Source organism: Veillonella magna (genome assembly GCF_959600285.1).
Lineage (GTDB): Bacteria > Bacillota > Negativicutes > Veillonellales > Veillonellaceae > Veillonella_A > Veillonella_A magna.
This window is the reverse complement of the sequence record NZ_CAUGKU010000010.1, coordinates 1-14,875: the sequence shown is the minus strand read 5'-3', so window position 1 is coordinate 14,875 and position 14,875 is coordinate 1. Positions and strand designations below refer to the sequence as shown.

Sequence of the window (14,875 nt, the reverse complement as noted above, 5' to 3'; positions counted from 1 at the left end):
CTAGCGGCGAAGCGCATTGCGCAAAGCTGTTACATCGCGAGTGACTTCATCAAAGGCATCCGGTGTCAAGGCTTGCGGTCCGTCGCATAATGCTTTGGCCGGATTGTTGTGTACTTCAATGATCAAGCCGTCTGCACCGGCACCGGTAGCTGCCAAGGATAAGGGATGTACCATGCGGCTCATGCCGGCGGCATGACTGGGGTCGATGATTACCGGTAAATGCGTCAGCTCGTGCATCATAGGAATGGCGGTGACATCCAGGGTATTGCGTGTTTTCGTTTCGAAGGTACGAATGCCGCGTTCGCAAAGCACTACCTGATGGTTGCCTTCGCTCATAATGTATTCCGCTGCCATCAACCACTCTTCGTAGGTGGCACTGAGACCGCGTTTTAAGAGGACCGGTTTATCCAATTTGCCCACTTCTTTGAGCAAGGTGAAGTTTTGCATATTGCGCGCGCCGATTTGCAGCATATCTACGTCTTCGAATAGAGGCAACTGGGAAATGTCCATAATTTCCGATACGATGGGCAGTCCCGTTTCTTTTTTTGCTTCCAACAATAATTCAATGCCGTCGGCACCCATGCCCTGGAAGGAGTACGGGGAGGAACGAGGTTTGAACGCACCGCCGCGAAGGATGGTAGCACCGGATGCTTTTACTTGTTTGGCAATATCGATAATCTGTTCGCGGGATTCTACGGAGCACGGGCCGGCAATCATAGCGAAGTGACCACCGCCGATTTTAACACCGCTTACATCGACTACGGTATCTTCCGGATGAAGGCGACGCGTTGCATTTTTGTACGGTTCCTGAATGCGCGTAATTTTTTCTACTACCGGCATAGACTCGATGAGTCGGCCGTCGAGAGAGGAGGTATCACCGATTAAACCGATAAGGGTATATTTTTCCCCAATCCATGTACGCACCTGCAGGCCGAACGACTCCAGCCATAAAATTAAACTCTGAATCTCTTCTTCTCTTGCGTTTTGTTTTACTGTTACAATCATGGTTATGACCTCCAAAACAATGTACCATTCTACTATTCTACACAATATAGTTACACGCTACAGCAAAATAAAAAGGCTACCCGTAAGGATGTACGGGTAGCCTTTTGGCTTTATAAGCGCGTTGGATTACTTAACCGAAGTTTTAGCGCAGCCCAAACAATCCTTACCAATAGAGTTGGTAAAGAAGTAATACCAAAAAAAGTATGGGCTGCTCATTACTCGGTTATGCATCGTATTCACGCTCCTTTTGCTTAAGTGTTGGCAATATTGTAACGCCATACGCATATAAAAAGCAAGTGTATTTTTTAGAAAAACAAAAAATTTTTCAAACCAATGCTTATTCCAAGTCGTCAAAGTCGAAGGCGGCTGCTTTGGTATAATTGGTTACCTTCGCTTCAAAGAAGTCCGTCTTGGTGCTGTTCAGATTGGAGAAGCTTTCAATCCAAGCCATAGGATTTTCCTTGATGTCCGGGTAGAGCGGCTTGAGGCCGATCGCATCGAGACGCAGGTTAGCCAGGTATTTAATGTAGCGTTCGATAAGGACATTGTTGATGCCCAAAATCTTATCATCCGTAATGTACTGACCCCATGCGATTTCATGCTCCGTACCTTGGCGCAGCATGTCGACTAATTCGTCTTCCAGCTCCGGCGTAAATAATTCCGGCCGTTCTGTGCGCAGTTCCTTGATGATGTTCTGGAACAAAATGAGATGCGTTACTTCGTCGCGGTTAATGTATTTGAAAATCGTACTGGTAGCCGTCATCTTGCCTTGGCGGGCTAAGGTGTAGAAGAAGCTGAATCCAGAATAGAAGTAAATGCCTTCCAAAATATAATTGGCCATAATGGTGCGAATGAAATTATGTTCCGACGGATCATCGCTGAACCGCTGATAGATGTCGGCGATAAAGCGGTTTCGATTCAATAAGTGTTCATCCGTGCGCCATTCGTCGTAAATCTGATCGCGGGTGATCGGATTGGTTACGGTGTCGAGAATGTACGAATAGCTTTGGGCATGAATTTCTTCTTGGAACGCTTGGATGTTGAGCAGCGAAGCTACTTCGGCTGCCGTTACGTAGCGACTCAGGTTCGGCAGATTTTCGCTTTGAATGGAGTCGAGGAAGTTTAAGAAGGAAATAATTTTATCGAAGGCGCGGCGTTCACTGTCCGTCAAATAAGGAAACTGCTTAACGTCTTCGTTTAAAGAAATTTCTTCGGGAATCCAGAAGTTGTTGAGCATGGTGCGATACAATGTATTGGCCCAATCGTATTTGATGCGGTTCCATTCGCGCAGGTTAGTAGTATTGCCGCCGATCATGCTTTCCGTACCACGATCGCCGTGTTCGTTGAATATTAATTTTTTATCCATTAGGAAGAACCTCCTTCTAGGTAATGGGTATCAGATAAACAGACGGGCAGTGAAACACTGCCCGTACATACGGTTACTTTTATTATAATATAGCTTGGGCACCGCGCCTAGTGCTATCAAAAGGAGTAGTCACTGTGCTCGGCATCCTCCGGAGGACCGGTTACTGTGTGCAGTACTCGCAAGCGGATGCGTGAGGGCGACCGGTGTCATCAAGACGAGCAGCTGGTGCATTCATCCATTTCAAGGGACTGGTTGCGAATGTAGTAAATCGTCTTAACGCCTTGCTTATAGGCCTCTACATAGAGGTCGAGAATTTCTTTGGCCTTCATCTGCGGTGTAATATACAAATTGAAGGATTGCGCCTGATCAATGTGACGCTGGCGGGCGGCGCAGGCCTTGATGCTCCACTGCTGATCAATGGTGTGCGCTTCCTTGTAAAGCCAGAAGGTGCTGTTATCAAGATCCGGTGCGGTCTTCGGTGTGAAGCTGCCCTTCTTTTCTTCGATGAAGAATTTTTTGAAAATCGGATCGATACCGGCGGTGGTATTGGCAATATTAGACGTGCTACCTGTAGGGGCGATGGCCATGAGATAGCCGTTGCGCATACCGTACTTGGCGACATCCGCCTTTAGCTGTTGCCAACGGGGCGAGGTATAACCGCGGCGTTCAAAGTATTTACCGGTTTGCCATTCGGATCCTTCAAAGGCCGGGTAGGAACCCTTTTCCTTGGCCAGATCCATGGATGCCTTGATGGCGTAGTACGCAATATCTTCGAAGAGCTTGTCCGCTGCTTCGATATGGGCATCGCTTTCCCAAGTCAGGTTGTGACGCACCAAGTAGTGATGGTACCCGCTGGTGCCGAGACCGATGGCGCGATATTTTTCACTGGTAACGCGGGCTTCCGATACCGGGAACTGGTTGATGGAAATAACATTGTCCAACATGCGAATTTGGAGGCGAGTGTTTTCTTCCAACTCTTCATCGGTAATCTTGCCGAGATTGATGGAGTTCAAGTTACAGGTAACCATGTCGCCGGTAATTGTGGTGGTCGTAATGGAACCGTCCGGATGAATGGTTTCGCCGCCCTGCTTGGAGAAGCCTACGTTCTGTGCAATTTCGTGGCACAGGTTGGAGGCGTAAATCATGCCGGCATGCTTGTTCGGATTCATGCGGTTTACGGTATCGCGGAAGAAAATAAAAGGCGTTCCCGTTTCTACGGCACTGCGCATAATTTTCTTCATCATGTCCAAAGCGGCTACTTCAATGCCGTGCAGGTCCGGACTCTGTTCGCACATGAGATAGTGCTTGGTAAATTCTTTTTTGTCGTCAGAGTCGTAGAAGTCTTCCAAGGCAAATCCCATTACCCGTTCTACTTCATGCGGGTCGAACAGAGTGAAATGTTCGCGGGCGAGCAAGCGCTCCATGAAAATATCCGGAATGGAAATGGCCGGGAAAATATCGTGGGCTTTACGGCGATCGTCACCGTTATTGGTGCGAAGCTCAACAAATTCGTAAAAGTCTTTATGCCAAATATCAAGCGTTACCGTAGCGCCGCCTTTGCGTTTGCCCAACTGATCAACGGCAACGGCCGTATCGTTGTAAAGGCGAACCCAAGGAATAACGCCGCCGGAGGAATTTTTATAGCCGCGGATGTCGCTGTTCAGCGCACGCACCTTGCCCAGATAAATTCCAAGAGCACCGCCGTGTTTGGACACCTGCGAAAATTTGCAGTTTACATCGTAAATGGACCACAGGTTGTCATCAACGCCGGAAATGAAGCAGCTGCTCAGCTGATGGAACGGCGTACCTGCATTGGCCAAGGTCGGCGTAGCGGTGGTCATTTTTAACTGGCTCATGAGATCGTAGAATTTTTTGGCAAACTCGACCTTGCGATCGCCTTCAATCAGTGCTAAATGCATGGCGATGGCCATGAAGCGTTCCTGCGGCAATTCGTAAATTTCTTTGTCATAGCCTTTTACCAAATAGCGGTCGGCCAACAGCTTGATGCCTTCGTAGTTGAACAGATAGTCGCGCTTCGGCTTGATGTAATCGCCGAGCTCTTCCAATTCTTCCGGTGTGTACTCGGTAAGGAAGAAGTCTGCATAACGACCATTCTCTACCAAGGTTTGTACAAGCGCGGTAAAGTTGCCGTAACCGAAGGCTTTATATTTGCGATTAATAGCGGCTTCCTTGTATAGGTCAAACAGGAACAGACGAGCGGCGACGAACTGCCAATCCTGATTCATGCGATTGACCATGTTGCCGAAACCGTCGTCGGTTTTTTGGATGACCTTTTCGATAGCGGTTTGCACGAGGATTTTTTGAATTTCCTTCGTACTCATGCCGTCTACAAACTGCAGCTTACTATCCATTTCCAGCTCGATAGGGTCACAGGTTTCTTCCAACCCCAGGCAAGCGAAGGCAATCATCTTTTTAGTTTTTTCGACGGATAACGGCTCGTAATGTCCGTCACGTTTTTTAATCATTATTCCCATTGCCGGTAGATCCTCCTTACTTGTTAGACAACAAAATACCCCTGCCGAAGCGAGGGTACTACATGATGATATATACACAAATACATAACCTACGCATTGACCAAAGAAGCCCGTAACGGCGGTGCGTATCGCAATTATACGGCTAAATTTAAAATCAATATATAGTAGGTTGTTTTATATAAAGTTATATCCATCCACAATATAGTGAAAAAGACAACGTAAATTATACTATCAATATCGTGATTAGACAACCGCAAAATTGGCATAGCCTTATGCAAGTTCGGTGGCATTTCTATGAGAAATCTGTAAGGGCGTAGTGACTTGACAAGGAAATACAGTCGTATACCGGCATCGATGCGTATGACGGATAGATATAGAAAGTTGTCACCCCCATGATGTTGTATAGGATTTTGTATACTTTGTATAGCGTTGCCGGTAGAGATTATTTTGTCTTCAACAGTCTATCAAAACGAGGTATTAATTTAGTTAAAAGTGGGGTGGGTTTGTACAGGACGAACTTTTTATACTTGGTGGATTGCAATAGATGGCAGCATAGTCTTGTTGACAGAAAAAATATTTACTTTTATACTGAAAGCGAACTAAAAATCCGGGGAGCTGACAATGGAGTCGGCTGAGAGGAAGCTAGCGCTTCGACCCGTAACCTGATGTGGGTAATGCCAACGTAGGAAGCAAACGGACAGACATTTTTGGGAGGTCCCCTTCATCAGGGCCTCTCTTTTTTGTTGCATCACTTCCGGTGAAGTGGTGCGTAGTCGTTTGTTACAGGAGGAGACTCACTATGAAATTTACTACACAAATGGACGCAGCGCGCAGAGGCCTTATTACGCCGCAAATGAAAGTGGTTGCCGAAAAGGAACATATGGAACCGGAGACACTTCGTCGCCTTATAGCGGAGGGCAAGGTAATCATTCCTTGCAATGTGCATCACCGTGCGCTCAGTCCGGAAGGCATCGGCTCGATGCTGCGGACAAAGATCAATGTTAACCTTGGCACATCGCGGGATCTTACGGATCTTGATATGGAATACCAAAAGGTGCAGACGGCTGTAGATATGGGGGCAGAGGCGATTATGGATCTTAGCTCCTTCGGTGATACGAAGGTGTTCCGTCGCCATTTAACGGCGAAGTGTCCGGCTATGATCGGGACCGTGCCCATTTATGATGCGGTGGTATATTACCATAAGGCGCTGAAGGACATTACTGCCGAAGAGTGGCTGGATGTAGTGCGCATGCATGCGGAAGACGGCGTGGATTTTATGACTGTTCACTGCGGTATCAATCGAGCTACGGCGGAACGATTCAAGAAGAATAAGCGGCAAATGAATATTGTATCCCGCGGAGGATCGATTATGTTTGCGTGGATGGAGATGACCGGCCGAGAAAATCCGTTTTATGAATATTTTGATGAGCTGCTGGATATTTGCGCGGCCCATGATGTAACCTTGAGCCTCGGCGATGCTTGCCGTCCGGGATCCTTACAGGATGGTACGGATGCGGCGCAAATCGAAGAGCTGATTACGCTTGGCGAATTGACGAAGCGCGCATGGGATAAGAACGTACAGGTCATGATCGAAGGTCCCGGTCATTTACCGCTTAATCAGGTAGCGGCGAATATGGAAATTCAAAAGACATTATGTCACGGGGCGCCGTTCTATGTGTTGGGACCTATCGTAACGGATATTGCGCCCGGTTACGATCATATTACGTCCGCCATCGGCGGGGCATTGGCGGCGGCATCCGGCGCAGCGTTTCTGTGCTACGTAACGCCGGCGGAGCATTTGCGTTTGCCCAACCTGGAGGATGTAAAGGAAGGCGTTGTGGCTACGAAGATAGCAGCCCATGCGGCGGATATTGCCAAGGGAATTCCCGGCGCTATCGAATGGGACTACAAGATGGGGGAAGCACGGCGCGTCCTCGATTGGCCGGCACAGTTTGAGTTAGCCATCGATTCGGAGAAGGCGCATCGCTATCGGGAAAGCTCCAAGCCGGAAAAGGAAGATACTTGCAGTATGTGCGGTAACTTCTGCGCCGTGAAAAACATCAATCGTATTTTGGACGGTGAGGATATTACCGTGTTTGATGAGTAAGGGGTGAGAGGCGTATCTCGGTACGCAATTCGGCACGAAAAAGCAGAAGTTTCGGTTGCTAGGCTACCTTACCTATGTTACAATGGACCGACGCAGGAAGTGTTTATCTTGGCACCCACTTCCTAAAAATAAAAATCAAGAGGAGGTTTTTGTATGTGGAATACGAGAACAATGATTATGAATGCCTGTATGGCAGCGCTGTATGCGGCGTTGACATTGGGACTGGCACCGCTTAGTTATGGGCCGATTCAGGTGCGCATTTCGGAATTTTTAACATTGGCGGCGTTTTATAATCCGCGCTATATTCCGGGCTTGGTGATTGGCTGCTTTATCGCCAATATAGGAAGTCCCTTTGGTCTTACGGATATGATCATTGGCACGCTGGCCACCTGTATCGCTTTATATGCGATGCGCTATTGCCGTACTGTTTGGCAAGCTTCGCTGATGCCGGTGATTTCCAACGGAATTATTATCGGCTTGGAGTTGGCGTATTTGGGAGAAATTCCCTTTGACAGCGAATTACTGTTGACCATGCTGTATATCGGCATCGGTGAGCTGATTGCGGTGACGGTCATCGGCGTAGGCATTATGAAATTACTTATGAGTAATCATATTGTGCGTGACTATGTGATGGATAAACAATAAGATAAAGGCGAAGTAAAAATAAGAGAGTAAGAAATGTAGAAATGCATGCAAGCATGAAAAATCAGAAAACCTTCCCTGTGTATAGAGTGACATGGGGAAGGTTTTCTTTTTTGTTTATTACTTTGCGCTAGCATAGTAGCTAATCATGATGAGATGAGAAATAGCGGTTTGTAATTCATCGAGTGTATGAGCACGGCTTCGTGTACATACTTGGGCCTGTTCATGGCAGAGAAAGCACCGACGATAGCGAGGGCGTGATAGTTTTTCCCCAGAGGGCAAGAGGATATCTATATCAAAGAGGCGACCGAGAGGATGATGTTCTTCAATAGACATCATCCTTTTTTTTATTGATGATGGTTCGCCGTGGAAGGCACAAAGATATTCGTTACCGGTGGGAAGATGGATGGCTTCTTCATCAATTATAGCGGTGGAACTCAAATGAAGTAGCGTTTGCCGGATAAGTCGGTAGCCTTCTTGAAATGCCCAGTGTATCATGGAACTCGTTTTTATTGGACCAGGGATGTTGAGCGTAAAGCTAAGTAGTGCGCTTTTATAATGTTGCCGCCACGCTTCTTGTTGCCTAACTCGTGTTTCGCGACGATCGAGCATGGCAGCTAACGAGACGGGATATCCATCATCAAAGACAGACATGATAGATGGTACGGTAAGGTGTTTTTCTGGATTAGTAGTGTGTAACATCTTCGACTCCTTTTAGGGCAGATAGGATAGGTTGCGCCTGGGGACTTTGTAAAAAACGATACGTAGTAGGCGGTACCATGGAATGTACGGTTGACGAATTATCGGTAGATAGTGCTTGACGTACAGCGGAGGCACTGATGGGGTGACCCGATTCGTCCGTAAGACGAGGCACTGTGTGCAAGGTAATCCCTGAAGCTGTAAGTTGTTTTTCCATAATGGAATTGTATATTGCGGTTACCTGACTGAAAGGCTCATCACCTACATAACGATGTGTAATAGCTAGCGAGTGAGCAATACGGCTAAAAATAGCAGTATCCAACAGCGCTTGACTCGTGATAGTAGCATTTTCGCTTTTTTGAAAGTAGGACGGAAATACGGTGCTACTGATTAAATAAGGTCCGCAATCGTGGTAGACAATATTCTTTATATGACGAGTACCTTCGATGACCAATTGCTTTCGTACGAAGGTGGGGAAAAAGCTGGCATCTTCACTGACTATAAATAGATGAAGTACATCGGCATGGACCGCTGCGGTTTCTACTAGATGAAGATGGCCGTAGGTAAAGGGATTAGCGTTCATGACAATGGCAACGTGCAAGGGATTGGTAATGTTGGAAATAGGCCATTGGGAAAGGGCGGCCTCGGTATCTTGCAATAGTCCTTGCACATAGGAGGTAAAGGCATGGGGATGATTTTCTAACAGGCTAACGAGCGTACCGCCCTGAGCCACCTCATGAAAGCCGAGTGCCTTGAAATAGGGAGCACTTGATAATTTGGTATATACGAATACATGACTATAGCCGCGACGAAATTGCTCTTCTATTAAATGGCTAACCAAAGTATTAAGTAAGGCTTGACCTTGGTAGTTGGAGTTGATAGCAAAGCAGCGCAGGGTATTTCGAAAAAAACTTCCTGTAGCAATGAGTGTATCACCGTCGTATAGGCCGGCGGTGTAATCAAGGTGAGCATCTATTTGTAATCCTTCAGCGGCTAATAAGCGAGTTACTTGATTCATTGCCTGTGTATGAGAGGGATAGATTCGTGTCAAAGTGTAATCAGACATATAAGTCTCCTTTGTGATGAGTTAAAAATTGAACGAAGGCATGGAGCTGCGGAAGGGCAAGCATGTCCATCGTGTAAAGAAGGTATGTATTACGTATTAGCGGCTGACCATTAGTAAAGTTTAAGGGCATGACGGAGCCCTTAAAATGAGATAAACAAATTTCGGGAACAATAGCCCACCCTAACCCGGCTTCGACCATGGATACGACAGTTTGAATTCCATCGACGGTAATACCTGTATTTAGGGTATTGATGGATAAGTTGTTTTCGCGGAGCCATTGCAAGACGGAGTTTTCCATATGTAAATCTGTCTGACGACTGATATAGGGAGCACTGCGGAAATCAATATCCTTTTTTTCACTGTAAATGAGGCAAATTTTCTCAGAAAATAAATGCAGACGTTGTCCCGACCAGTCGGCAAATTCACCGCGCACGATGGCTGCATCAATCTGGTGATGCCATAAGGCATGATATATATAGCGACTTTGATTGGTTTTTATATGAGGGGTGATACGAGGATAGTGTATCTTTAGTGCTTGTAAGGTGCGGGCTAAAAAGAAATGGGCAAAATTGATAGAAACTCCTAATCGTAGTGTACCGTGTACGGTGCCATTGTCTAAGGCCAATTCTTGCTTTAAGGTTCGTATATGCTGAGTGATACTCTTGGCGTGGGTTATGAGTATTTCTCCGGCTGGAGTAAAGTGAACTCCTTGACGAGATCGCAGCATAATGGTTTGACCTAATTCTTTTTCCATTAGTTTAATGCGCTTGGATAAGGTGGACTGTGACATGTACAGGCGCTGGGCAGCGTGGGTAATATTTTTTGTTTCAGCCAACAGCATAATTATCTCGTAATCGCGATCATCCATAGAAACCTCCGTTGATACTATATGTCATAGTAGAATATAGCATTATTTTACATGTCTTTTGAGAATTATAGAAGATTAACTTTAATGAAGAAATGGAATGGTTTTCTAAGAAAACTGTGAATTTTACAAGGATGAGGTGGAATGGTTAAATGAAGAGGAAGATAGATTATGCATAATAGATATGCAAATATAGAAATGCTTTGCCTATGTATTGGTAGTTTGTCTGACTAATTGCTGAGTTATGTAGGATAAGGAGGAACGAGTATGGAAATCAAACATCCGGCTGTAGCTGGTACATTGGAGTCTAGTGATGTGCAGGTGCAGGTACTGCCACTTGAAGAAGGCCTTACGATTGATGTAGAAAGCAGTGTTATGAATCAATATGGTCGTCAGATAAAGAAGACGGTTGAAGAAACGTTGCAGCGCTTGGCTGTTACCAATGGCCATATTATCGTAGTTGATAAGGGCGCATTGGATTGGACCATTCAAGCTCGTGTAGAATGTGCCGTTTTTCGCAGCTGTGATATGTCAGAGAAAAATATTCCTTGGGGAGGGATGATACGATGATTCAAAGACCGACACCGAAAAAAGTACGATTGCGCCGTACGATGATGTTTATGAATGCGCAAAAACCTTCTTTGATTCGTGATGCATATATTTATGGATCGGATAGTATTATTTTGGATCTGGAGGATGCGGTAGCAGAAAATCAGAAAGACTCGGCTCGATTTTCTTTATACCATGCATTGAAAACGATTGATTATGGTAATACGGAAGTGATTGTCCGTATTAATGGTTTAGATACGGCGCATTGGCAAGAGGATATTCGAGTGGTTGTAGCCGGTGGCGCTGATGGTATCCGTATAGCTAAGTGTGAAAGTGCTGATGATGTAAAGCTGGTAGAAGAGCATGTATTGCGTGCGGAACGTGAGTTTGGTGTGACTGAAGGGCGAACATTATTGATGGCAGCCTTAGAAAGTCCGAAAGGTATTATGAACGCCTATGAAATTGTTACTGCATCGGATCGCATGTTTGGTTGTGCAATTTCGGGCGGTGACTTTAGAAAGTCTATGCATGTACAAATTAATCGTGGTGGTATTGAAATGTTAGCAGCCCGTAGTCAGATGCTATTAGCTGCTAGAGCAGCAGGTGTGCAATGCTTTGATACAATGTTTCCACATTTGGACGATAAGGAAGGCTTTGAATCAGAAGTGCGACAGAATCGCGAAATGGGTTTTGATGGTAAAAGTATTATTAGCCCCAAACAAATTCGCTTTGTCCACGAAACCTTTGCACCTACTGAGAAGGAGATTGCTTACGCAGAGAAATTAGTGCGCTCCTTTAATGAACAGGCCGATGCCGGTGTAGGCGTATATACGGTTGACGGGAAGATGGTAGACATTCCATTTTTTGAAGATGCACGACGGGTTATTGAATTAGCGAAAGCGTGCGGCGTGTATCATGGCGATTTATAGGAGGCAAAGAGATGAAGAACGCAGTAGGCAGAGATATACCGGAACAGGTATTAAAAGAAGGACGACGTATATATGAAGGTAAGTATACCCATGATGGAACCTATGTTCAGCGACTAGCGCCGCGTACACGAATCTGTGAAAAACCACGGGCTAGTAAATTGGTAGCTTCCCTAAAAGAGGCTTGTCTTCGTTGTGGTGCCCATGATGGAATGACGATTTCCTTCCATTCCGATTTTAGAAATGGTGACTATGTGGCTAACCTTGCGGTACGAACCTTGGTAGAGGAGTTGGGAATTAAGGATATTACGATTGCTGCCACTTCACTGGGAAGTGCACAAGATGCGATTGCAGATTATATTGAGCAGGGCATTGTGACGGGCGTGCAGACTTCCGGCGTTCGCGGGCGCATCGGCGAGGTTATTTCAGAGGGAAAATTAAAAACACCGGCTATTATTCGTAGCCATGGCGGTCGACCACGGGCGATTTCTGCCGGTGAAGTACATATCGACATTGCTTTTCTGGCGGCTTCCTCTTCCGATGATTATGGTAATGCATCGGGGATTGGCGGTAAAAATAATTGTGGGTCCATCGGTTTTGCTGTACCGGATGCTCGGTATGCAGATCATGTTGTTATTGTTACTGATACATTAGTAGAGTTTCCTAATATGCCTTCTACAATTTCATCTATTGATGTAGATTGTGTAGTTGTAGTTGATGAGGTGGGAAACCCGGCTAAGATTGCCACAGCGGAGGCGCGCATGACTGAAAATCCGCGAGAACTGATGATGGCTGAACGTGTGGCGGATATTATTGCAGCTACCCCTTATTTTAAGGATGGATTTTCATTTCAAACTGGAGTAGGCGGTCCGTCCTTAGCTGTTAATCGATTCTTGGAAGCACATATGCGTCGAGAAAATATTCAGATGGGTTTTGCCCTCGGCGGTATTAGCAGTGCTATGTGTCAGTTGCAGGATAAGGGCTTAGTGCGAAAAATCTTAGATACCCAGGATTTTGATAAAGGAGCGATTGCTCATTTGGCGGCTCATCCCGATGTGCACATAGAAATTTCCACAGATGAATACGCCAATCCTTCTAATAAAGGGGCATATGTTAATAAACTTGATTATGTTGTCTTGTCAGCCTTAGAAATCGATACAGATTTTAACGTGAATGTAATTACTGGATCCGATGGTGTATTACGCGGCGCGCCCGGGGGACATCCTGATACGGCGGCAGGTAGCAAGTGTTGTATTATCGTCACACCTTTAATGCGTGGGCGTATGGCCACCGTTTGTGAAAAGGTCGTTACCGTTACGACGCCGGGGGACTGTGTGGATGTATTAGTTACTGATTACGGTGTTGCGGTAAATCCGTTGCGTCCTGATATTATAGAGTGTCTTGATACAGCCGGTATACCGCATGTATCAATTGAAGCATTGAAAGAAAAAGCCTATAGCATGGTAGGGCGGCCGGATGCATTAGAATGGGAGGATCAAGTTATCGCTATTGTTGAAGCAAGAGATGGTAGCGTACTGGATGTAGTTAAAAAGATTAAACCGGTACGTCTATGAGAAATGACGATTGCGTGCGATATATTGGAAGTAAAGCGGTAGAGGCCATGTTGATGGAAGCGGTGTGTGCGCCGGCACCAGGTCTTGTAGATCGTTATAATAGCGGGGCCCATACTGATATGGATATATTCACCTTTATGCGGAGTACTGCAGCCTTGGGCCCGGCTATGTACTCATGTGCGGCTTGTGGTTATATGCATGAGGATAGTCCCTCTACTTTATTGAGGCGCATACGTCCTATTGGCCGTCAAGCAGAAACAGATATGTTTGTTGCAACTGATGGTGTCAATACACAAAAAGGACTACTGTTTGTTATGGGGATTTTATGTGCTGCTACAGGTGCGGTCTATCATCAAGTGCATGGTTATGAGGAAGCTATTACAGCAAAAAAGATTCTCGCATATGTAAAAGAGATGTGCAGAAATTTGGTAGCAGAAGAATTAGAAGCCATGCAGATTGATGAGGGAGCGATGACCGCCGGGCAACGATTGTTTAAGCAATACGGCATCCGTGGCATTCGCGGTGAAGTAGAGGATGGCTTACCGGCTGTTCTCTATACGGGTTTACCGGCGTATAAAGCAGCAAAGAAGGCAGCCGTTAATGATGATGTGGTGCTCCTACATACATTGCTGGCACTCATGACGGTTACGGAGGATACTACGATTGTACATCGTCATAATCCCCAACAATTGCGAGACGTGCAAGCGGATGCTCGGCACATCATGGCCTTAGGTGGTGCGTTGACGGATGAAGGACTTCAGGCTATTGCTGATTTGGATGCAAAGTATAGCCGTCGGCGTATCAGCCCAGGAGGATCGGCGGATTTATTGGCAGTTACCCATTTTTTGTACGAAGTAACGGCAGGATAAAGGGGAATCTTTTATGGCAAGCGTATCATTATTTATACTAATCGGCTCTATAGTACTGGGAATATGGCGTAGAATTAATGTGGGCGTAATCGCTGTGGGTATGTCATTGGTGTTGGCAGAGATAGCTGGTATTCCTAGTAAGCAAGTATATGGGGGCTTTCCGACTAAATTATTTGTTACTTTGTTAGGATCGATGTTATTTTTTAGCTTGCTTCAGAAAAATAAAACGTTGGAAGTAATTTCTGATTTCACGGTTCAGTCTATAGGCAAGCATTTATTTCTATTACCTTTTGTTGTGTACCTGTTAGCTTTTATTCTTAGTGCTGTCGGTCCTGGAGCAATCCCGGTTCTTCCCATAGCTATTATTATCGGTGTCACATTGGCCAAGCAATTAGATATATCACCGGTCTTAATGGGCGGCTTAGCTACTCTAGGTGCTGTAGGTGGTACTTTATCTCCCTTAGCGTTAACAGGTATCATTGTACAGGAAATTTTAACCGAACAAGGGATAGCGGGGATGGAAGCAGATTTATTTATAAAAGGGACTATAATTAATCTAGTTGGCGTTATTTCATTATATATTTTCTACAAAGGATATACATTGAAGGCGTTAGTACAGGAAAAACGGAGAATTACATTTAACAAAAACCAAAAAATTAGGGCTCTTCTGGCATCCCTGTGGGTAAGAAATGCCGCTTTCCCTTGTAATCAA

The 14,875-nt window shown here is 45.7% G+C and carries 13 protein-coding genes; 7 read left to right on the top strand and 6 right to left on the bottom strand.

All coding sequences use genetic code 11. From position 1 onward, the window contains the following. The 3 genes from aroF to Q5873_RS06715 form a co-directional block, all read right to left on the bottom strand. Nucleotides 1-1,005: a 3-deoxy-7-phosphoheptulonate synthase gene (gene aroF / locus Q5873_RS06725; protein ID WP_288190040.1), complete on the bottom strand. Its 1,005-nt coding sequence runs from the start codon at nt 1,003-1,005 to the stop codon at nt 1-3. 337 nt (nt 1,006-1,342) lie between these two features. Further along, nucleotides 1,343-2,371: a ribonucleotide-diphosphate reductase subunit beta gene (locus Q5873_RS06720; RefSeq protein ID WP_028254407.1), complete on the bottom strand. Its 1,029-nt coding sequence runs from the start codon at nt 2,369-2,371 to the stop codon at nt 1,343-1,345. A gap of 209 nt (nt 2,372-2,580) precedes the next feature. Continuing rightward, nucleotides 2,581-4,866 (bottom strand): ribonucleoside-diphosphate reductase subunit alpha, encoded by a 2,286-nt coding sequence (locus Q5873_RS06715; RefSeq protein ID WP_303060016.1) that lies wholly within the window; start codon nt 4,864-4,866, stop codon nt 2,581-2,583. 799 nt (nt 4,867-5,665) lie between these two features. Here Q5873_RS06715 and thiC point away from each other — a divergent pair. Together thiC and Q5873_RS06705 are read left to right on the top strand one after the other, a co-directional pair. After that, on the top strand, nt 5,666-6,973 hold the full coding sequence (gene thiC, locus Q5873_RS06710; RefSeq protein WP_303060014.1) for a phosphomethylpyrimidine synthase ThiC: 1,308 nt from the start codon (nt 5,666-5,668) through the stop codon (nt 6,971-6,973). A 153-nt stretch (nt 6,974-7,126) separates the two neighbouring features. After that, on the top strand, nt 7,127-7,618 hold the full coding sequence (locus tag Q5873_RS06705) for a QueT transporter family protein (RefSeq protein WP_303060012.1): 492 nt from the start codon (nt 7,127-7,129) through the stop codon (nt 7,616-7,618). Nucleotides 7,619-7,735: 117 nt separating this feature from the next. Here the strand turns inward: Q5873_RS06705 and citX are convergent, their stop codons facing one another. Genes citX through Q5873_RS06690 form a run of 3 tightly spaced genes read right to left on the bottom strand, consistent with a single transcriptional unit; the run spans nt 7,736 to nt 10,248 of the window. Continuing rightward, nucleotides 7,736-8,317 carry a citrate lyase holo-[acyl-carrier protein] synthase gene (gene citX / locus Q5873_RS06700; RefSeq protein ID WP_205088383.1) on the bottom strand — a complete coding sequence of 194 codons (582 nt, stop codon included), beginning with the start codon at nt 8,315-8,317 and terminating at the stop codon, nt 7,736-7,738. After that, nucleotides 8,301-9,380 carry a [citrate (pro-3S)-lyase] ligase gene (locus Q5873_RS06695; protein WP_303060010.1) on the bottom strand — a complete coding sequence of 360 codons (1,080 nt, stop codon included), beginning with the start codon at nt 9,378-9,380 and terminating at the stop codon, nt 8,301-8,303. The genes citX and Q5873_RS06695 overlap by 17 nt, the downstream gene beginning before the upstream one ends. Next, a complete protein-coding gene (locus Q5873_RS06690; protein WP_205088381.1) occupies nt 9,373-10,248 on the bottom strand; it encodes a LysR family transcriptional regulator in 876 nt (291 codons plus the stop codon). Before Q5873_RS06690 ends, Q5873_RS06695 begins: the two co-directional genes overlap by 8 nt. A 264-nt stretch (nt 10,249-10,512) precedes the next feature. On the opposite strand from Q5873_RS06690, the gene citD reads away from it, so the two are divergent. From citD to Q5873_RS06665, 5 genes are all read left to right on the top strand, one after another. Next, nucleotides 10,513-10,815: a citrate lyase acyl carrier protein gene (gene citD, locus Q5873_RS06685; RefSeq protein WP_205088380.1), complete on the top strand. Its 303-nt coding sequence runs from the start codon at nt 10,513-10,515 to the stop codon at nt 10,813-10,815. Next, nucleotides 10,812-11,723 (top strand): aldolase/citrate lyase family protein, encoded by a 912-nt coding sequence (locus Q5873_RS06680; RefSeq protein WP_205088379.1) that lies wholly within the window; start codon nt 10,812-10,814, stop codon nt 11,721-11,723. Before citD ends, Q5873_RS06680 begins: the two co-directional genes overlap by 4 nt. 11 nt (nt 11,724-11,734) lie before the next feature. Further along, nucleotides 11,735-13,294, top strand: a complete 1,560-nt coding sequence (gene citF, locus Q5873_RS06675) for a citrate lyase subunit alpha (RefSeq protein ID WP_303060008.1) — start codon at nt 11,735-11,737, stop codon at nt 13,292-13,294. Nucleotides 13,295-13,308: 14 nt separating this feature from the next. Continuing rightward, nucleotides 13,309-14,163: a triphosphoribosyl-dephospho-CoA synthase CitG gene (gene citG / locus Q5873_RS06670; RefSeq protein WP_303060006.1), complete on the top strand. Its 855-nt coding sequence runs from the start codon at nt 13,309-13,311 to the stop codon at nt 14,161-14,163. Between the two features lie 13 nt (nt 14,164-14,176). After that, nucleotides 14,177-14,875 (top strand): SLC13 family permease (locus tag Q5873_RS06665; protein ID WP_303060004.1); only part of this gene is annotated, 699 nt, incomplete at its 3' end.

Excerpts from the sequence above, each read along its gene's own strand:
- aroF (WP_288190040.1), bottom strand. The coding sequence starts at position 1,005 with ATGATTGTAACAGTAAAACAAAACGCAAGAGAAGAAGAGATTCAGAGT.
- Q5873_RS06720 (WP_028254407.1), bottom strand. The coding sequence starts at position 2,371 with ATGGATAAAAAATTAATATTCAACGAACACGGCGATCGTGGTACGGAA.
- Q5873_RS06715 (WP_303060016.1), bottom strand. The coding sequence starts at position 4,866 with ATGGGAATAATGATTAAAAAACGTGACGGACATTACGAGCCGTTATCC.
- thiC (WP_303060014.1), top strand. The coding sequence starts at position 5,666 with ATGAAATTTACTACACAAATGGACGCAGCGCGCAGAGGCCTTATTACG.
- Q5873_RS06705 (WP_303060012.1), top strand. The coding sequence starts at position 7,127 with ATGTGGAATACGAGAACAATGATTATGAATGCCTGTATGGCAGCGCTG.
- citX (WP_205088383.1), bottom strand. The coding sequence starts at position 8,317 with ATGTTACACACTACTAATCCAGAAAAACACCTTACCGTACCATCTATC.
- Q5873_RS06695 (WP_303060010.1), bottom strand. The coding sequence starts at position 9,380 with ATGTCTGATTACACTTTGACACGAATCTATCCCTCTCATACACAGGCA.
- Q5873_RS06690 (WP_205088381.1), bottom strand. The coding sequence starts at position 10,248 with ATGGATGATCGCGATTACGAGATAATTATGCTGTTGGCTGAAACAAAA.
- citD (WP_205088380.1), top strand. The coding sequence starts at position 10,513 with ATGGAAATCAAACATCCGGCTGTAGCTGGTACATTGGAGTCTAGTGAT.
- Q5873_RS06680 (WP_205088379.1), top strand. The coding sequence starts at position 10,812 with ATGATTCAAAGACCGACACCGAAAAAAGTACGATTGCGCCGTACGATG.
- citF (WP_303060008.1), top strand. The coding sequence starts at position 11,735 with ATGAAGAACGCAGTAGGCAGAGATATACCGGAACAGGTATTAAAAGAA.